At 43.2% G+C, this 18,247-nt stretch carries 17 protein-coding genes; 5 read left to right on the top strand and 12 right to left on the bottom strand.

What is annotated here, in order from left to right; translation table 11 throughout:
- Window positions 1-23: 23 nt before the first annotated feature.
- The 3 genes from lysA to AC07NA_RS10050 form a co-directional block, all read right to left on the bottom strand.
- Complete coding sequence (lysA, locus tag AC07NA_RS10060; protein WP_494897449.1) at window positions 24-1,241, bottom strand: diaminopimelate decarboxylase; 1,218 nt, start codon at window positions 1,239-1,241, stop codon at window positions 24-26.
- Window positions 1,242-1,414: 173 nt separating this feature from the next.
- Window positions 1,415-2,725 carry an aspartate kinase gene (locus AC07NA_RS10055; RefSeq protein ID WP_494897448.1) on the bottom strand — a complete coding sequence of 437 codons (1,311 nt, stop codon included), beginning with the start codon at window positions 2,723-2,725 and terminating at the stop codon, window positions 1,415-1,417.
- A 131-nt stretch (window positions 2,726-2,856) separates the two neighbouring features.
- Window positions 2,857-4,386, bottom strand: coding sequence for a SulP family inorganic anion transporter (locus AC07NA_RS10050; RefSeq protein WP_494897447.1), 1,530 nt, complete (start codon window positions 4,384-4,386; stop codon window positions 2,857-2,859).
- Between the two features lie 266 nt (window positions 4,387-4,652).
- Here AC07NA_RS10050 and AC07NA_RS10045 point away from each other — a divergent pair, with 266 nt between their 5' ends.
- Complete coding sequence (locus tag AC07NA_RS10045; protein ID WP_494897446.1) at window positions 4,653-5,156, top strand: calponin homology domain-containing protein; 504 nt, start codon at window positions 4,653-4,655, stop codon at window positions 5,154-5,156.
- A 21-nt stretch (window positions 5,157-5,177) separates the two neighbouring features.
- Here the strand turns inward: AC07NA_RS10045 and AC07NA_RS10040 are convergent, their stop codons facing one another.
- The 6 genes from AC07NA_RS10040 to AC07NA_RS10015 form a co-directional block, all read right to left on the bottom strand.
- Window positions 5,178-5,990 carry a 3-keto-disaccharide hydrolase gene (locus AC07NA_RS10040; RefSeq protein WP_494897445.1) on the bottom strand — a complete coding sequence of 271 codons (813 nt, stop codon included), beginning with the start codon at window positions 5,988-5,990 and terminating at the stop codon, window positions 5,178-5,180.
- Between the two features lie 170 nt (window positions 5,991-6,160).
- Window positions 6,161-7,600 carry a serine hydrolase domain-containing protein gene (locus AC07NA_RS10035; RefSeq protein WP_494897444.1) on the bottom strand — a complete coding sequence of 480 codons (1,440 nt, stop codon included), beginning with the start codon at window positions 7,598-7,600 and terminating at the stop codon, window positions 6,161-6,163.
- Between the two features lie 18 nt (window positions 7,601-7,618).
- On the bottom strand, window positions 7,619-8,209 hold the full coding sequence (locus AC07NA_RS10030) for a hypothetical protein (RefSeq protein WP_345214190.1): 591 nt from the start codon (window positions 8,207-8,209) through the stop codon (window positions 7,619-7,621).
- On the bottom strand, window positions 8,206-9,132 hold the full coding sequence (locus AC07NA_RS10025) for an aspartate carbamoyltransferase catalytic subunit (RefSeq protein ID WP_345214191.1): 927 nt from the start codon (window positions 9,130-9,132) through the stop codon (window positions 8,206-8,208). Before AC07NA_RS10025 ends, AC07NA_RS10030 begins: the two co-directional genes overlap by 4 nt.
- Window positions 9,133-9,271: 139 nt before the next feature.
- On the bottom strand, window positions 9,272-9,817 hold the full coding sequence (gene pyrR / locus AC07NA_RS10020; RefSeq protein WP_345214192.1) for a bifunctional pyr operon transcriptional regulator/uracil phosphoribosyltransferase PyrR: 546 nt from the start codon (window positions 9,815-9,817) through the stop codon (window positions 9,272-9,274).
- Between the two features lie 321 nt (window positions 9,818-10,138).
- On the bottom strand, window positions 10,139-10,816 hold the full coding sequence (locus AC07NA_RS10015) for a lipid-binding SYLF domain-containing protein (protein ID WP_494897443.1): 678 nt from the start codon (window positions 10,814-10,816) through the stop codon (window positions 10,139-10,141).
- 183 nt (window positions 10,817-10,999) lie between these two features.
- Between AC07NA_RS10015 and AC07NA_RS10010 the strand changes: the two genes are divergently transcribed.
- Both AC07NA_RS10010 and AC07NA_RS10005 read left to right on the top strand, forming a co-directional pair.
- Entirely contained in the window at window positions 11,000-11,986 is a 987-nt protein-coding gene (locus AC07NA_RS10010) for a LuxE/PaaK family acyltransferase (protein WP_494897442.1), read from the top strand.
- A 59-nt stretch (window positions 11,987-12,045) separates the two neighbouring features.
- Complete coding sequence (locus AC07NA_RS10005; RefSeq protein ID WP_494897441.1) at window positions 12,046-12,789, top strand: PH domain-containing protein; 744 nt, start codon at window positions 12,046-12,048, stop codon at window positions 12,787-12,789.
- Between the two features lie 174 nt (window positions 12,790-12,963).
- On the opposite strand, the gene AC07NA_RS10000 is transcribed toward AC07NA_RS10005, so the two are convergent.
- From AC07NA_RS10000 to tyrS, 3 genes are read right to left on the bottom strand one after another with little or no spacing between them, the layout of a single operon-like run.
- Complete coding sequence (locus tag AC07NA_RS10000; protein ID WP_494897440.1) at window positions 12,964-13,416, bottom strand: RES family NAD+ phosphorylase; 453 nt, start codon at window positions 13,414-13,416, stop codon at window positions 12,964-12,966.
- A 4-nt stretch (window positions 13,417-13,420) separates the two neighbouring features.
- Entirely contained in the window at window positions 13,421-13,915 is a 495-nt protein-coding gene (locus tag AC07NA_RS09995) for an Xre family toxin-antitoxin system antitoxin (protein WP_494897439.1), read from the bottom strand.
- 39 nt (window positions 13,916-13,954) lie between these two features.
- On the bottom strand, window positions 13,955-15,238 hold the full coding sequence (tyrS, locus tag AC07NA_RS09990) for a tyrosine--tRNA ligase (RefSeq protein ID WP_494897438.1): 1,284 nt from the start codon (window positions 15,236-15,238) through the stop codon (window positions 13,955-13,957).
- A 130-nt stretch (window positions 15,239-15,368) separates the two neighbouring features.
- Here tyrS and AC07NA_RS09985 point away from each other — a divergent pair, with 130 nt between their 5' ends.
- Window positions 15,369-16,040, top strand: a complete 672-nt coding sequence (locus tag AC07NA_RS09985; protein WP_494897437.1) for an ACP phosphodiesterase — start codon at window positions 15,369-15,371, stop codon at window positions 16,038-16,040.
- A gap of 148 nt (window positions 16,041-16,188) precedes the next feature.
- Window positions 16,189-18,150 carry a 30S ribosomal protein S1 gene (gene rpsA / locus AC07NA_RS09980; protein ID WP_345214213.1) on the top strand — a complete coding sequence of 654 codons (1,962 nt, stop codon included), beginning with the start codon at window positions 16,189-16,191 and terminating at the stop codon, window positions 18,148-18,150.
- The last annotated feature ends 97 nt before the right edge of the window (window positions 18,151-18,247 follow it).

Genomic DNA, 18,247 nt, shown 5'->3' with positions numbered 1-18,247 from the left:
AAAAGGAATCTAAACTGTAAATACTATTCTGAGTATACACTCGCTACCCTATCGCGTAAATTATAGCCCGATGCCATTACTTCGCCGTAAGCCCCGGCAGTACGCACAGCTATCAGATCGCCCCTAAATGATTCGGGCAAGTCAACATCCTTACGGAAACAATCGGTACTTTCACATATAGGGCCTACTACGTCGTATTTAGTACTTTGGGTTGTATGTTGCGAGTTGTGAGTTGTGGGGGCTGCTTCCGGACTTTCGGACTTCCCGACTTCCGGACTCAAAGACTTACTCAAATTCTCTATCTGATGGTAGGCCTGGTATAGCATCGGACGAATCAGTTCGGTCATGCCGGCATCTAATACCAGGAAATTCTTTTTCAGGCCGTTCTTTACGTATAACACCTTTGATATCAGCGAAGCGCTTTGGGCTACCAGCACTCGGCCAAGTTCAAAATGTACTTCCTGGCCGGGTTTTATGTTCAGGAAATCTTTAAATACCTTAAAGTAGCTGTCGAAGTCGGCAACATTGTTATTGTCGGGGTTGTAGTAATCAACACCAAGTCCGCCGCCTGCGTTAAGTACTTTTACGGTGAAACCATGTTCATCAAACCATTGGTGAATCTCGTTGATCTTTACGCAAAGGCTTTTGAAAACATCCATATCGGTAATTTGCGAACCCACGTGGAAGTGGATACCAATAAACTGGATATTCTTGTGTTTACGCAAAGCATCGGCTACATCGTTCAGTTGCCAGGTGTTTACGCCGAATTTGTTTTCATCTAAACCGGTGGTGATGTAGTGGTGGGTATGCGCGTCAACATTGGGGTTAATGCGGATTGCCACCCGGGCTGTTTTACCTTTGGCTGCCGCTAATTCGTTGATCACCTCCAGCTCCTGTACCGATTCTACATTGAAGCAGAAGATATCGGCATCCAAAGCGGCGTTGATCTCCCTGTCGGATTTGCCTACGCCTGCGAAAACTACCTTGCCTTTATCAAAACCGTACTCAATAGCAGCCTTCACTTCGTTACCGCTTACGCAATCGGCACCAAAACCGAACGACTGTACCGCCTCCAGCACCTTCGGGTTAAAATTGGCCTTCATGGCGTAATGCACATGAAAACCGTATTTATCCGATGCCTCGCGACAAGCTCTAAGAGTTTGGCGCAGCAAGTTCAGATCGTAATAGTAAAAAGGTGTTTCTAACTGCTGAAAACGGGTTATAGTATCGTTATTGAACATGATGTAATTTTTTGTTTGCCGGGTTTCCCCGCCTGTGCCACACCCGGAGGTGCGGTTTGTTTTTTCAAAATTGTCATTGCGAGGAACGAAGCAATCTCGTAGCTATGCAATTCCGTGCTGCATACGACGGGATTGCTTTGTCGTTCCTCCTCGCAATGACATAATACGTACGCTTAAAACAACCTGCTGTGCAGGCTTCTTAACGCTTCTACTTTATCATCGGTACGTACCAGTAACGACAGGTTATGATCGCTGCCGCCGTAAGATATCATACGGATAGGAATATGTTTTAATGATTCGAGCACGCGGGCAGCGTAACCATGCTTTTCGGCGCCAAAATCGCCTACTACGCAAATAATGGTGTGGTTAACGTCCAGCTCAACCGAACCGAAAGAGTTTAGTTCTTTGGTGATCTCGCCCAGGTTGGTTACGTCATCAATGGTTAACGATACGGCCACTTCTGATGTGGTGATCATATCGATAGATGTTTTATAACGCTCAAACACCTCGAACACCCTGCGCAAAAAGCCATAGGCCAGCAGCATGCGGCTCGATTGGATCTTGATGGCCGTAATGCCATCTTTAGCCGCTATCGATTTTATTTTATTCTTCTCGCTGTCGTTAGTAATAAGTGTACCCTGTGCCTGCGGATCCATAGTATTGAGCAGGCGTACCGGGATCTTATATTTTTGCGCCGGGAACACGCTTTGCGGGTGCAGTATTTTCGCCCCAAAGTAAGCCAGCTCGGCAGCTTCATCAAATGATAACTGGGCAATGGGCTGTGTACCCTTTACAATCCGAGGATCATTGTTGTGCATGCCATCAATATCGGTCCATATCTGCACCTCTTCGCTGCGGATGCCCGCGCCTATTAACGAGGCTGTATAATCACTGCCGCCGCGGCGCAGGTTATCAATTTCGCCAAAGCTGTTACGGCAAATATAGCCCTGCGTAATAAACAGGTTATTAGTTGGGTATTTATCCAACAGGGGGGTTAAATGCGTAGTGATGTGGTCAACGATTGGCTCGTTGTCTTCATCTATCTTCATAAAATCTAAAGCGGGCAGCAGTACAGATGGTACGCCAATCTCTTTCAGATATACATGGTATAACGTGGTTGACAGCAATTCGCCTTGCGCCACTATGATCTTATCTTCAATAGAAGTAAAAAGATCATTAGCGAGGTTGCTCAGCAAGTTGAAATGGTAATCGATCACCTCTTTACCTTCGGCCAAAAACTCAGGCTTGGCAAAAAGTTCCTTAATAAATACTTCGTACTTATCCTTCAGGGTATTGATGAGCGAAACGGCCTTAGGCTTATCGCCGGCAAGGTACGCCTGACCAATTTCAACCAAACTATTGGTAGTGCCCGATACTGCAGACAGCACTACAATTTGCCTTTGCGAAGCATCAATAATATCAAGCAGTTTTTTCATCCTTTCGGGACTGCCTACTGATGTTCCGCCAAATTTTAAAACTTTCATTTATGTGTTTTTATTTAGCATCAATAATTGATATTGCTGTATCAATTTCGGGCGCTAAAAATAGGATTTTAAAAGGGTTATAGCTAATAAGGGGCCGAAATAATTTTCTATCACACAGGTGTATTATCCGCCTAATCCATCACCCTGTAAGCGGGGTCTTCAAGTATGTTTACGTCGATAACGTCTGCCGCATTTTCAAGCAACAGGCGGCAATCATCGCTCAGGTGTTTCAGGTGTAATGTTTTGCCCGCTTTATGGTAACGTTCGGTAAGTTTATTAAGCGCCTCAATGCCCGACATATCTGCCACGCGGCTATCCTTAAAATCAATAACTACTGCGGCAGGATCGCCGTTTACATCAAATTTTTCGTTAAATGCCGTTACCGAACCAAAGAACAGCGGCCCGTATATTTCATAATGCTTTACACCATTAGCATCAATATACTTTTTAGCCCTGATGCGTTTGGCGCTTTCCCAGGCAAATACCAATGCCGATATAATTACGCCAATTAAAACCGCTAATGCCAAATTATGCAGCCAAACGGTAATTACGGCTACGAGTATCCCTACAAATACATCCTGCCGGGGCATTTTATTAATAATGCGGAAGCTGATCCACTCAAAAGTACCTATCGCTACCATGATCATTACACCGGTGAGCGCTGCCATGGGTACCCGTTCAATTACCGGCGCACCAATTAATATAATAAGCAATATGGTTAACGACGCGATAATGCCCGACAACCGCGCCCTTGCACCTGCCGATAAGTTAACCAGCGTTTGCGCTATCATGGGGCAACCGCCCATACCAAAAAAGAAACCGTTAAGTATGTTGGCGCTTCCCTGCGCTATGCTTTCGCGGTTGCTGTTACCGCGTGTAGCCGTAATTTCATCAACCAGGTTGAGGGTAAGCAAGCCTTCAGTTAACCCAACACCGGCCATTATCAGCGCATACGGAAATATGATCTTTAAGGTATCAGCGCTCAGTGGCACCGCCGGGATATGAAATGGCGGCAATCCGCCGCTAACAGCGGCAATATCGCGCACGGTTTTGGTAGGTATGCCAAATATCAGCACCAGCAAAAACACCACCACAATAGCTACCAGCGAGGGCGGAATTGCCCTGGTGATACGCGGCACTATAAACACAATACCTATAGTAAGCGCTACCAAAGCAGCCATAATATACAACGCCGGTCCGCTTAGCCATACCTGCTGCCCGCCAACTACCGTTTTAAACTGCTCCAGCTGCGCCATAAAAATAATTACAGCCAGGCCGTTTACAAAGCCATACATTACCGGTTGTGGCACCAGCCTGATGAATTTGCCCAGTTTAAACACGCCAACCAGTATTTGTATAATACCGGCCACTATTACGGCAGCAAAAACATATTCAATTCCGTGCGATTTCATGAGCGCTATCAACACTACCACCGTAGCCCCGGCACCTCCCGAAATCAATCCTGGCCGGCCGCCGAAAACAGCTGTAACCAGCCCCATTATAAATGCCGCGTACAAGCCAACCAGCGGCGGCAAGCCTGCCAGTATAGCGAACGATAATGATTCGGGCATCATGGTCATGGCAACTGTTAAACCGGCCAGCACCTCATTTTTATAATTTATTTTTTGCGAAAAATCAAAAAGACGTAAATAAGGCTTCATCCCTTATCAATTAAAAGTTAAACAACATTGTTATCGGGCATATAATACTTACCTATGAAAAGTAGTTTGAAACGAAACTCAGTAGAGTGTAACAGGGTTGCTTAACTTATTATATTTTACCATAGCGCAAAGGTAACAAAATAAGCAGTTGAGTTTGAGGTGAAGGTTATTACATACTTATCCCAACATTATTTTTCCCTGATATTTACTTTAAGGGATATTTTATTTTTACTTTTAAGCATTATAAAATACACCGAAATCTTATCATGAAAAAGAACTTATCCCTTATTGCCTTTACTGCTTTACTATTGCTGCTGCAAGCCTGTGCTACCACCAGGGTAGAATCAGACAAACAGAGTGCACACACGGCAAAACTTCAAAAAATATACATTCTCTTTAATAACGACGGAAAAGCATCGGAGTTTACGCAAGGTATGCTGACAGCTGTAAGCAAAAAGCTGGTTGAACGTAAGGTACAAGCCGATGGCTCAATACGTGCCACCCCGACTAAAGAAACCGAAGAGGATATCAATGACAAAATTACCGGGTATGCCCCCGACGCGTTGATGGTAATTAAGCAAAGCCAGATAACTTACGTGAGCAACGCCCTCACCAGCGGCAAATTAGAGATCACACTGATTAACACCAAAAACAATAAGCCCTTTTGGAAAAGCTCCATGTTTGTAGTCGGCGAAATGGGTCTGAAAGATGCAATTATCGTCAGCGCAAACAACCTGGTAAAGAAGCTTGCACAAGACAAGTTGATCTAAAATAAAGGCCTCGGCTTCTGTTTACTTTTTCTTTTCCGACAGATCCAATATCTCTACCTTACGGAAATCAACCGGCTGGCCTTCGCTTTGCAGGGCGACAAATCCTTGGGTGAGACGTTTGCCGTCAATCTTTATATTCTTGTCGTAGTTATTTACCACTCCGCCGCCTATTTGGGGTTTTGAGTATTGCAGTACGGTATCGCCGTTGATGATGTGGGTAACAAGTGAATCGCCAAGTACAATCAGTTCGGCATTTACCCATTCTTCTTTCTTATAAGTTTTTGAGGATGATTCGATACAGTGCCTATCGTCGATAATGCCTTTGTATACAATATCGGTACCCGGCGAGCACATGTTACCTGTTGGGCGGGGCTTGCCGTCATCTAAACCACAAAGCAATTGAAATTCAACCGATATTGGCCAATCCTGATCTTTTAGCATCGTTTTAGGATCTTGCGAGTGGTACATGATACCACTGTTACCAATGGTGTAGCCGGGCGCGTCGGTTTTCCAATCGCCGGTAATGCGGTACTCTACACGCAGTTTAAAATGCGAAAAAGGCTTTTTGTAATACAAGTGACCATACTGGTTATCAAACGCGCCATATTTATCGTAACGCACTTTTATAATGCCATCCTCCACCCGGAAGGTATTGCCAAAGTTATCGTTATAATCGTGGTGATTGATCTTAACGTTCCAGTCCTTAATATCCTTACCGTTGAAAAGCTGCACCCAATGTTCTTTTTTAGGTTTGTTGTTTATAGTAGCAAAACCCATGCAAATCAGGCAGCCTATCAGTAACGCAGCTCCGGCAAAGTATCCTTTATGTTTCATTATCAATATGGTTTGTTGGTATGGCTAAACCGCTGCATACTACAAATTATATTGCTGATGTCAAAGAGATTTTAATCAGAAAACCAAGGGAAGTAAACAAGCAGCACATTAAACTAAGTAACCCTGCTTACAACCCACAACCTATCACTCACAACTTTCAACTCACAACCCTACTGTAGTTTCTTCAGCAGCTCGGTACCCAAACCATCGGTACTTTCGGCGGCGTTTGATAGTACTACTACGGCGAGGTTCTTTTCGGTATTGAAAGCCATGAAGCTGCTGCTGCCGTAGGTGCCCCCGTTATGAAAAATGTAATTAACGCCATCTACAAAAATGATATGCCAGCCCAGGCCCATTTTAGCATCTTTTTCAAAAGTAATATGGTGGGTAAGCTCCATGGCTTTGGCTGGTTTGCTTGTTCCGGTTGCGCTTTGCATATTGGCTTTGGCGTAGGCCAGCAAATCGTTTACGGTTGAACGTAGGGCACCGCACGAGGCAAGGGCATCAAAATCCCAGGCCGGGGTGGCTTTACCTTCGGCATTGTATACGGTTACAAAACGCGGGGCAAGTTCGGGTGTAATATGCTGTACCGTGCTTTTTAAGCCAAGTGGCTTTGCTATCAGTTCTTTTACCATTACCTCGTAACTTTTGCCGCTTATTTTTTCGAGGGCTATACCTAACAAGCCAACACCAAGGTTAGTATAGGCATATTTTTCACCGGGTTTGGTTTCAAGCTTACAATTTTTCAGGTAAGCGAAAAGCAATTGCTTGTTGTAGTTTTTATAAGGATTAAGTGGTTCGAAAGCCTGTTTCTCCCAGTTATCCGGCATACGTGCCAGTCCTGATGTATGGTTGCTCAGGCTAAGCAATGTAATTTGTTGCAGTTCAGGATTGGCAGCCACGCTATCGGGCAGGTATTTCGTTACCGGGTCGCTTAGTTTCACTTTGCCCTCGTTAACATAGTAAGCAAGCAATACAGCGGTAAAGGTTTTAGAAATGGAACCAATTTCAAACAGCGTATTGGCATCGGGTAATTTCTTGTTGCCGATGGTAGTTTCACCGTAGCCATAAGTGTTTATTTGTCCGTTTTTAAGTATGCCGATGCTTAGGCCAACGGTATTGCCTTTTTTTATGTATTTACGGGCTATCGAGTCGATGGCTTTATCGGCAGGTGTTTTTAAGGGGTTTGAAGTAGCGGCCTCTGTCAGTTTTTCCGGCGAAGTTTCTTTGTAAGGTTGAAAGAGAAACATAGCCAGTTTATCCTTGTCATCCAAAGTCATGAGTAACTGCAGAGTAACCGTGCCGAATTCAAGCTTGTAAGTGCTTAACTGGTTATTTACAAAGCTTATTAATGTTGATGAATTGATTTTACCTATCGGGAAAAGCTGCGTAGTGGCAATGGTTTTAAAAGCATCCGCACTTAGCTCTTTCCTGAAGCTTTCACCTGTCAAACTATAAATCCCCTCTGCATCCTGCGTATTAAAAAACTCTTTAACCTTTACAAATACCGAATCATTTTTGCGTTGCTGTAAGCTTTGGGCCGATACAGGTATAGCGAAAAGGATCATTAACAACAGGGAATATATACGGTTATTGATGGTGTGCAGCATGCCTGTATAATTAAAGGGTTATGGTATAAAGGTAGTTAACCGGGTAAATTTGCGCTCGTTATAAGTCCACCTTAAGCTGTATAATATACAACCGGCCACATAACATATTATTATGTTTTGGCCTATAAACAAGGTTAAATCTTTAAACTCATCAAATAACCTGTTTGAGGGCGCAACAACCGAAAACATTATAAAAGATACCGGGATGAGTAACAACATACCCGCTATAAGGCCGCCATCGTATAAGCAATAGGCAACCGCGCCTTTCTTTCTTGTTTCGGCCCAGTTTTTTGTGAACGCTATTCTCTTGATGTCTTCTTCGGTGAGGTTTCTTTGCTTTAGCTTTTGGTCGTTGTTAAGCCGCTCTACAGCGTCATCATAAAAATGCCACGACATGTAACCCGCATAAACAAGTACAAAGTAGTTCAACAGCTCGTTCGTCTGGATCTCCTGTAAAAGGTCGGCCCCGGTAAAAAAGCTTGATATTACTGCAAAAATGGTGTTAACTAAAGCGTAGATGGTAATGATGAATATGAAATAAAAAACGCATGCTTTGACTTTACCAAAACGCAGAAACCACAGCAGCTTTTTTTTATCTCGTATTATCATGGGGTTTGACCGGCAAGCAGGTAGAGTACCGCCATGCGGATGGCAACGCCATTCTCCACCTGATCTAATATAATTGATTGTTTACTGTCTGCTACATCGCTCGTGATCTCCACGCCACGATTGATAGGGCCCGGGTGCATTACCGTGATCTCTTTATCAAGGCTATCCAATATCTGCTTATTTAAGCCGTAAAGCATCGTGTATTCGCGCAGCGAAGGGAAGTATTTAATATCCTGACGCTCCAGCTGGATGCGCAGCATATTGGCCACATCGCACCAGTTAAGGGCTTTTATCAGGTTGTGCTCTACCTTTACACCTAACGAGCCAATATATTTAGGGATCAGCGTGGTTGGACCGCATACCATTACTTCGGCACCCAATTGTTTCAGGCAAAGAATGTTTGAAAGGGCCACGCGTGAATGCAATATATCGCCCACTATCACTATTTTCTTTCCGGCTACATCGCCATATTTTTCGCGGATAGAGAAGGCATCAAGCAAAGCCTGGGTAGGGTGCTCATGCGCGCCATCGCCCGCGTTTACTATCTGTGCCTTTACATGTTTCGACAGGAAGATACCGGCACCCGCGTAAGGGTGGCGCATTACCACCATATCCACTTTCATGGCCAGTATGTTGTTTACGGTATCTATCAGGGTTTCGCCCTTGCTTACCGATGATGAAGAGGCGGCAAAGTTTACCACATCTGCCGAAAGGCGCTTTTCGGCCAGTTCGAACGATAAACGGGTGCGGGTTGAATTCTCGAAAAAGATATTGGCAATGGTTACATCACGCAGCGAAGGCACTTTCTTGATCGGTCGGTTCAATACAGATTTAAAGGTATCGGCCGTTTCAAAAATCAATTGAATATCTGCCGCGTTTAAATCTTTAATTCCTAATAGATGCCTTGTGCTTAGTCCTGCCATAATTTGATTTCGGATTTCGGATGTTCAATTTCGAATTTACTGATGCCGGTTTCCCTTTTAATTTATTTACTTCTTTTTATCTATTCGTTGATTTCTTTCCAAATCCGAAATCGCAATTCCGAAATCCGAAATATCAAATTTATTTCACTTCAGATAGTAATACTATCTTATCTTCTCCGTCGGTTTCTTTCCAGCTCACCACTACTTTTTGCGATGCGATGGAATCTACCTCGATGCCTACATAATCTGCCGCTACGGGGATGTGGCGCGAGTAACGCCTGTCAACCAGGGTAAGCAGTTCTACCTTTTCGGGGCGGCCAAAGGCCAGCATGGCATCCATGGCGGCGCGTATGGTACGACCTGTCCACAACACATCGTCCATCATGATCACTTTTTTACCTTCAATAATAAAATCTATCTTGGTTTGATTAGGCACCAGCTGCGATTCGCGTCTGCGGAAATCGTCGCGGTAAAAGGTGATATCGAGGTCGCCCTGTAGTATGGTTTTGTCGGGTAATATCTTGCGGAGTTCTTCGGCAACACGTTTGGCTAAATAAATACCTCGCGGCTGTATACCTATCAGTACAGAGCCGGAAAAGTCGTTATGGTTTTCAATTAACTGACGACATAAACGTTGAATAGTTACCTGGAATTTTTGTCCGTCGAGCAATGTGAGATTAAGCATCGTTGGGTTGGATTTGGGCAAAGTTAGAAATTTTAGTGATTTGTTGAATAATGATTTGTGATTAGTTTTTATCGCTTATTCATATTCAAGTTCAAGTTCTCAGTCATCACCGTCGCTAATAACACACCAATTTTCAAGTATTTTAATTATATCATCTTCATTTATAGCCGCTATACTGGATAAGGCTTCGCCTGTATTTTTCCAATAATTATTGAAATATTACCAATTTTTATCAAACAATTTCATGATGGATTAAAAGCGAATTAAACAAAACAACCCGGTACAAAATTGCCCGGGCTGCTTAAATAAATCAGTTTTATCTTACAAAGAAGACAATGTAGCTTTCAGCTTATTAACGGCTTCATCGGCACTTGTACCTGTATCGAATATAGTTTGCGAGGTAACACCTTCGCCATAAAAATTAGCGTTAGATGATTTATCTATCGACAGGTTTGAACCATTGATACTGATACCCGCGAAGAGGCCTTTACTGCGTGAGTAAGAGTAAATTTCAGCTTCCAGTTCATGGTCGGTGCTGGCACTTGAGTTGCGCCCTACCGGACCGGCCGTAGCAGATACATCACCGCCGATGGTGAAGTCGCCGTTTTTAACCTTGGTAAGCACGCCTTTGTTTTTGAATACCAAAACCAGGTCTACCGATTGTACACCAATTTGAAAACCGATGCTGCCACCTGTTAAAGTAATAAAAACCGGGTTGCTCCATTTGCCGTTAGCCAGCTTTACCAGCCCTACGCCTTTACCGCGTTTGCCGCCAATACCAAAGCCTGCGTTAATCAGCTTAGGTATCACTACTACGCCTTCATATTCGGCCAATAGGTCGTGTGGTATGCTTTCTTTCATTTTGCTGAAGGCTACCAGCACATCTGATGATTTGTTGATACGCTCTGTTTCTTTTTCTTTACCTGCATCAGTAGCCGAGGTAAGTATGAAAAATACGCTCAGTAAAAGAGGTAATTTCCAAAATTTCAATGCTTTCATGGGGTCTTTTATTTTAATTATTGTTTATTAAATTGTCGTTATCATTACAACCATTAAATACACGTGTTGTTTCTTAAAATGATGCAATGATAAAACGGTGGCAAAAATGTCTTTTTGTTATCATATTACCCGCATAGTAACGCAGAAATTGGCATATCTGTACATCTTCCTATCTTTGCCCCAATGAAGAAACCGGACAAACAACAGGTGTTTTCTGTAAGCAATGCTGCCAGTTTCACCAAAACGGCACTGCAAGTATTTAAATACCAGGCCGCTCACTGTTTAGTGTATAAAGAATTTATACAGGGGCTCAACATAAACCCTGCTTCAATAAAAAATATAAACGATATCCCTTTCTTGCCTATCGAGTTCTTTAAATCGCAGGCGGTAGTAACCTCGCACGATGATATTGAGGTTACCTTCACCAGTTCGGGCACTACAGGCATGATCACCAGCCGCCACCACGTTACCGATGCAAGCTGGTATACCGAAAGTTTCCGCAAGGCATTCAAACTGTTTTATGGCGATATAGAAAACTATACCGTACTGGCCCTGCTGCCGTCGTACCTGGAGCGTGATGGTTCGTCGCTTATTTACATGGTTGACGACCTGATAAAAACCTCTGATAATCCCGATAGCGGCTTTTACCTGTATAACCATACCGATCTTTTCCACCAGTTGAAAATACAGCAGGAGCAAAAGAAACCCACCTTATTGATAGGGGTTACTTTTGCGCTGCTCAATTTTATTGAACTGTTCGATATTGATTTTCCGGAGCTGATAGTGATGGAAACCGGGGGCATGAAAGGCCGCCGAAAAGAGATGATCCGCGAGGAATTGCACGAGGTATTACGCAAAGGCTTTGGCGTAAATGCCATTCACTCCGAATACGGGATGACGGAGCTACTTTCGCAGGCCTATTCGAAAGGCGAAGGTATATTCAATTGCCCGCCATGGATACGTGTACTTACCCGCGATACCAACGACCCCTTCGCTATGCTGACTACCGATAAAACAGGCGGCATTAATGTGATCGACCTGGCTAATATCAATTCGTGCTCGTTCATAGCCACGCAAGATCTGGGGCGTATTTATGCCGATGGCTCTTTCGAGATACTGGGCCGTTTTGATAATGCCGACATACGCGGCTGTAATTTATTGATAGCTTAAATCTTAACTTGCAACTAACAGATTATTGTTACTTTTGCGTATAGCATAATCGCATTGATATGATCGATAAGTTTTTAAATGAACAGCAGGATCCTGCTACAGTAGAAAAAGTTTACTCACGCCTGGTTGACCTGTTAACCACCGGCGAAGAGATATTATATATAGCCGTACAAAAAAAGCCGCTGGTAAACCTGCTGCCCGATTGTATTGCCATTACCAATAAACGTATTTTATTCTTTACACCAGCCAACCTTGGCCTGTCTATCAAGTTTGTTGATTTTGTATGGAAGGATGTAGTTGACGTAACTACCAAAGAAGAGATCATTGGCGCGGTGTTCAGCGTAAAAACTGTAAACGGTGCCGAAATGGGTGTAGATTACCTGCCTAAAGTACAGGCCCGTAAACTATACCAATACGCGCAGGAACGTAAAGAATCTGAACGTGAGGCACGCCGTCAGCGTGAGCTGGAAGAAAAACGCGCCGAATCAGGTTCGTTCCAGTTTGAAAGGCCGAATAATGTGGTAGTACAGGCCCCGCCTGCCAAACCATACTTATCGCAACCCGAGCCGATAGCCATACCGGTATACGAACCCGAGCCTGAACCGGTACAAGTACAGCATCCGGAGCCCGTTCGCGCGCCTGAACCGGTAGCAGCAGCACCTGCTCCTGAACCAGCCCCGGCACCGTCAGCGGCCGACCAACTTACCGAGAAACTCAAAAAACTAAAAATGTTGTTCGACAACAACCTGATATCACAAGAAGACTACAACCAGAAAAAGCAGCAATTACTTAGTGACTTGTAATAGTCATTTTTGCTTCGCGGCAGTGGCTCCGCGTCATTTAGTCATTGGGGCATAAGGTCATTTTTGATTTTCATGCATTAGATGCATATCCAACAATAAGGAAAAAATGACTAATGACGCAACGCAAAATGACCTAATGACTAATGACCAGAATAAATGACGCGAAGCAAACACCTAACTAAGCCTTTCGTCGAAAGTAAAGGGCTGGCGGTTTACTACTTTTACTTTATTGATATCCGGATGGGCTGGATTAATTAGATAGTTGTATTCGGCGGGTACAATTACCGATGGTACTTTCATTAACAGGTATTCCTCTTTCTTCAAAAAAGCGTCTCCTATTTGCCGTAAGGCCATGGGCGATGATACATCTTGCCAGTTAAGTGGCAGGTCATCAACGGTTACTTCAGTTACGCTGTTGTCGGGTGCTTCAATAGTTGCCAGGCAAAAGTTATTGGGGAGCATTAAAGGCGGCAGGTGTACCAACACCTCTAATACACACAAGGCACGGGTTGAGGCCAGATAAAGCATGGCACGGCCTTCGCTATTCCAACGCCCGCCATATAAACGCGCGCCGGTACCGCTAAGGTCCTCAATATATTTACAGTTACTGATACGGTAAAGTATCATATTATCAGGCAAAAATACCGTACTCAATACGGCCAAGCTCTTTAAAAACCATATCAAAGCCGGCAGAAGTATCCAGTATAGTAACCGGCGCCTCGCCACGGAACACGCGCGATGGTGTTTTTATCCATGATTTAAACTTATCCATAGAGCCGAACACTTCCTCGCCGCGGGTATACAGGCGGGCAAGCTCAACGGCCTTTTCGGCGTATTCTGTTTTTATAATGGCATCATCATCATAGCGTTGTAAGGTACGCTCAGATATATGAAGGATGTTTGATAACTCCTGGATGTTAAGGGAGATCTTTTTAGCTAATGATAACAGCACACGCTTAGGGAAGCCCTGCCTTGCCAGTTTAATGATGTCAAAATCATTGGATACCGTTATTGATTTGGTATTGCCCAATAAACTGTAAAAAGAAACTACAGGCTGCGCCATGTAAGCTACCGCAGGTTCCTGTAGTTCATTTTTTATATCATTATGTTTAGTTTTATACGACATATATACAAATATAATTACCATTTGTCGTATTTACAAATTTTATTTCGCAATTATCAGGAAGTAATTCCGCTTTCCTTTTTGTGCTACAAGGTATTTGCCACCAATTAAGTTTTCAGTATTAAATACGTCATCAGGGGTAGCAATTTTGTTTTTATTGATGGCTACACCGCCGCCTTGTATCATCTTTTTAGCTTCGCCTTTTGAGGCGAAAACCGCTGTTTTTGCAGCCAGCAACTCGGTCGCATTAATACCTTCACGCAATTCGTCGGCACTGATGGTATAATTTGGTACGCCTTCAAACAAACCTTTTACCTCGGCATCATTCAGTTCATTTAAAAACTCAATATTAACATTACCAAACAAAAACTCTGACGATTTAATGGCTTTTTCATATTCAGCCTCGCCATGCACACGTATGGTAATATCCTTAGCTAAGGCTTTCTGCAAAACACGTAAATGCGGGGCTGCATCCTGCTCTGTTTCCAAAGCCTCAATAACATCCTTTTCAAACAAAGTAAAAATACGGATGTAGCTTTTGGCATCCACATCGGTAGTGTTCAGCCAAAACTGGTAAAATTGGTATGGCGATGTACGCGCAGGATCAAGCCATACCGCGCCGCTTTCGGTTTTACCGAATTTGGTACCATCGGCCTTTTTAATCAGCTGGGTGGTTAAAGCGTATGCCTCACCTGCATCCTTACGGCGGATAAACTCGGTACCGGTAACAATATTACCCCACTGATCGCTGCCGCCCATTTGCAGTACGCAGTTATGGTTTTTCCATAAGTAGTAAAAATCATAGCCCTGCACCAACTGGTAAGTAAACTCCGTGAACGACATACCAGTGTCGCCCTCCAAACGTTTCTTTACCGAATCTTTAGCCATCATGTAATTAACGGTAATGTGCTTACCTACATCGCGAATAAAATCTAAAAAAGTAAAGTTCTTAAACCAATCGTAGTTGTTTACCATTTGGGCGCTGTTGGCACCTGCGCTAAAATCAAGGAATTGCTCCAGTTGTTTTTGAACCGATTCAAGGTTATGTTGCAGCACATCTTCCGACAGCAGGTTACGCTCCTGTGATTTACCCGACGGATCGCCAACCATACCGGTAGCGCCGCCAACCAAAGCATAAGGCTTGTGGCCCGCGCGCTGAAAGTGGATCAGCGTCATGATCTGGGTAAGGTGGCCTACGTGCAGCGAATCGGCAGTAGGGTCAAAACCAATATATCCTGATGCCATGCCTTTATTCAGCAGTTCTTCAGTTCCGGGCATTATATCGTGCAGCATGCCGCGCCAGCGTAATTCTTCTACAAAGTTCATTGTGTAATATTTCAAAGCTTGCAAAGATAAAATAATAAGGTAAAATCCTTTTTTTTAGTGAAATGAACCTTATATATCATATTACTTTAGTACATTACGTTATATACTATCATTAACAGGCCGGGTATCTATGAACTTTTTGTCGCACTATTACTTTGACCGCAGCACCACCAGTTGTTACTTTGTATTGGGCACCGTACTGCCCGATCTGCTAAAGAACGCCGACAAAAACATCATACTGCACCCCGAAAAGCTACACCATACCAACAGCCAAGTTAACGATATTATAAAAGGCTGGAACAAACACCTTGAGGTAGATCGTTACTTCCATTCCTCCCAATTTTTTACGCATCATTCGCACAATTTAAAGCTGAAGCTGTTGCCCGCCATTGAAGGTTCGACGGTAAAACCTTTCTTTTTAGGCCATGTGGCACTGGAGCTGATATTGGATAACCTGTTGCTCACCACGGGGCAAATACAGGTAGATGAATTTTACAATCACTTAGGCTCATGCGATGAAAAAGTGATTGCCGAGTTTCTGCATTTCGGCGGGATGGCTAACAGTACCATCTTCTTTAACTTTTTTGATGTGTTTAAAAACGAAGGCTATTTGCACACCTACGCCGATACGCAAAAAATAGCTTACGCGTTAAAGCGGATATGTATGCGCATCTGGAAAAATCCCTTTACCCCGGCGCAGGAAGCCGCTATGGACAATGTAATTATAGCCTACCGCGAAGAGTTGCTGGAAAGCTACCTCTCTATATTTAACGATATAGAAAAACAGCTGAGCCATTCTTAGGCAGCGAACTACAGCAATTCATTTTCTATAAAATATAAAAAAGGCTTAAAAATCAGCATTTAACATTAAATAAATTTTTTTGTACCAAAAATATATCCGTACCTTTGCAGTCCCAATTATTGTTGGGAAAAAGGAGAAAATTTATTTAATGGCAAAAAAACAAGAAGCAGAAAAAGAATTAAAAGCTAAAGAGGCTGAACTGGGTACGGTTCAGGCTTCAGCAGAAAAAGAAACAATTGAATCAGAAGCTGATTCATTCTCAATCGACGACATCAAACTTCAATTGGCTACTCCAAGTGCCGATTTTGACTGGGATGCTGACGAGAAAAAATTTGGTAACTACAGCGATAGCGACCGTGAAAAATTCGAAAAACTTTATGATGGCACTTTCAGCTCTATCACTAAAGGCGAAATCATCACCGGTACTGTTGTAAGTGTTAACAACAAAGATGTGGTATTAAACGTAGGTTTTAAATCTGACGGTTTAGTATCAGTTTCTGAATTCCGTGATACACCTGATCTTAAAGTAGGTGACAAAGTTGAAGTTTTTGTTGAATCACAAGAAGATGCTAACGGTCAGTTAGTACTTTCACGTAAACGCGCTAAAACTCAACAATCATGGGAGCGCATTAATTCAGCTTTAGATAACGACGAGATCATTACCGGTTTTGTTAAGAGCAGAACTAAAGGTGGTTTGATCGTTGATATAATGGGCGTTGAAGCCTTCTTACCAGGTTCACAAATCGATATCAAACCTATCCGTGATTACGATGTGTACGTTGGTAAAACAATGGAATTCAAAGTTGTTAAAATCAACCACGAATTCAAGAACGTTGTGGTATCGCACAAAGTGCTTATCGAAGACGATCTTGAAAACCAAAAAACTGAAATTGTTGCACGCCTTGAAAAAGGTCAGGTATTGGAAGGTACCGTTAAAAACATTACCGACTTCGGTGTATTCATCGATTTGGGTGGCGTTGACGGTTTATTGCACATTACCGATATCTCTTGGGGTCGTATCGAGCATCCGCGTGAAGTATTGGCACTTGATCAGAAGATCAACGTGGTTGTACTTGACTTTGATGACGAGAAAAAACGTATCGCCCTTGGTTTAAAACAACTTACTCCACACCCTTGGCAAAACCTTGATGAAGCTATCCAGATAGGTTCAAAGGTTAAAGGTAAAATTGTTACCGTTGCTGATTACGGCGCATTCCTTGAAATCACTTCAGGTGTTGAAGGTTTGATCCACGTATCAGAAATGTCATGGTCACAAAACCTGCGTAACCCACAAGAATTCCTGAAAGTTGGCGACGAAATCGAAGCTCAGGTGTTAACACTTGATCGCGAAGAACGCAAAATGAGCTTAGGTATCAAACAACTGACTCCTGATCCATGGCAACAAGCTGCTGAGCGTTACGCTGTTGGTACACAACACGTTGCTACAGTTAAAAACATGACCAACTTTGGTGTGTTTGTTGAACTGGAAGACGGTATCGATGGTTTGATCCACATCTCTGACCTTTCATGGTCTAAAAAGATCAACCACCCTAACGAATTCACTAAAGTAGGTGAGAAATTAGACGTGGTAGTTCTGGAACTTGATGTTGAGAACCGCAAACTGAGCTTAGGTCACAAACAACTGGAAGAAAACCCTTGGGATACTTTCGAAACCATCTTTACTGTTGATTCAGTACATGAAGGTACCGTATTAAAAGTAACCGACAAAGGTGCTATAGTTGCATTACCTTACGGTGTTGAAGGCTTCGCGCCAACTAAACACCTGGTTAAAGAAGACGGTACCAGCCTGAAAGCTGAAGAAACTGCCGACTTCAAGATCATCGAGTTTGGTAAAGACAACAAACGTATCGTTATTTCACACTCACGTATATGGGAAGAAGCCCGTGCTGATGCTCGTGTACAAGAATTCGAAAACCGCAAGAAAGAAGCAAAATCTGCAAGCAACGCGGTTAAGAAAGTGAAAGATTCAGTTGAAAAATCAACTTTAGGCGATCTTAGCGTTCTTGCTCAATTAAAAGAGCAAATGGAAGGTGCAGAAAGCAAAGCTAAAAAAGCTGCTGCTGCTAAATCTGAAGAAGAAGCTAAATAAGCTTACAGATAAACTATTTTTAAAGCCTCCCGGTGCAAACCAGGGAGGCTTTTTTGTTTATACAGCAGAGATACAGGATTTTCCGCAGAGTTAAACA

It is taken from the genome of Mucilaginibacter sp. GW821-FHT07G05 (assembly GCF_059418565.1).
This window is presented reverse-complemented; position numbering and strand designations above follow the sequence as displayed.

Coding starts and splice junctions, on each gene's coding strand:
- AC07NA_RS10005 (WP_494897441.1), top strand. CDS start 12,046: ATGATCGATAAGTTTTTAAATGAACAGCAGGATCCTGCTACAGTAGAA.
- AC07NA_RS10050 (WP_494897447.1), bottom strand. CDS start 4,386: ATGAAGCCTTATTTACGTCTTTTTGATTTTTCGCAAAAAATAAATTAT.
- lysA (WP_494897449.1), bottom strand. CDS start 1,241: ATGTTCAATAACGATACTATAACCCGTTTTCAGCAGTTAGAAACACCT.
- AC07NA_RS10000 (WP_494897440.1), bottom strand. CDS start 13,416: ATGATACTTTACCGTATCAGTAACTGTAAATATATTGAGGACCTTAGC.
- AC07NA_RS09995 (WP_494897439.1), bottom strand. CDS start 13,915: ATGTCGTATAAAACTAAACATAATGATATAAAAAATGAACTACAGGAA.
- AC07NA_RS10010 (WP_494897442.1), top strand. CDS start 11,000: ATGAAGAAACCGGACAAACAACAGGTGTTTTCTGTAAGCAATGCTGCC.
- AC07NA_RS10030 (WP_345214190.1), bottom strand. CDS start 8,209: ATGATAATACGAGATAAAAAAAAGCTGCTGTGGTTTCTGCGTTTTGGT.
- pyrR (WP_345214192.1), bottom strand. CDS start 9,817: ATGCTTAATCTCACATTGCTCGACGGACAAAAATTCCAGGTAACTATT.
- AC07NA_RS10055 (WP_494897448.1), bottom strand. CDS start 2,725: ATGAAAGTTTTAAAATTTGGCGGAACATCAGTAGGCAGTCCCGAAAGG.
- rpsA (WP_345214213.1), top strand. CDS start 16,189: ATGGCAAAAAAACAAGAAGCAGAAAAAGAATTAAAAGCTAAAGAGGCT.
- tyrS (WP_494897438.1), bottom strand. CDS start 15,238: ATGAACTTTGTAGAAGAATTACGCTGGCGCGGCATGCTGCACGATATA.
- AC07NA_RS10040 (WP_494897445.1), bottom strand. CDS start 5,990: ATGAAACATAAAGGATACTTTGCCGGAGCTGCGTTACTGATAGGCTGC.
- AC07NA_RS10035 (WP_494897444.1), bottom strand. CDS start 7,600: ATGCTGCACACCATCAATAACCGTATATATTCCCTGTTGTTAATGATC.
- AC07NA_RS09985 (WP_494897437.1), top strand. CDS start 15,369: ATGAACTTTTTGTCGCACTATTACTTTGACCGCAGCACCACCAGTTGT.
- AC07NA_RS10045 (WP_494897446.1), top strand. CDS start 4,653: ATGAAAAAGAACTTATCCCTTATTGCCTTTACTGCTTTACTATTGCTG.
- AC07NA_RS10015 (WP_494897443.1), bottom strand. CDS start 10,816: ATGAAAGCATTGAAATTTTGGAAATTACCTCTTTTACTGAGCGTATTT.
- AC07NA_RS10025 (WP_345214191.1), bottom strand. CDS start 9,132: ATGGCAGGACTAAGCACAAGGCATCTATTAGGAATTAAAGATTTAAAC.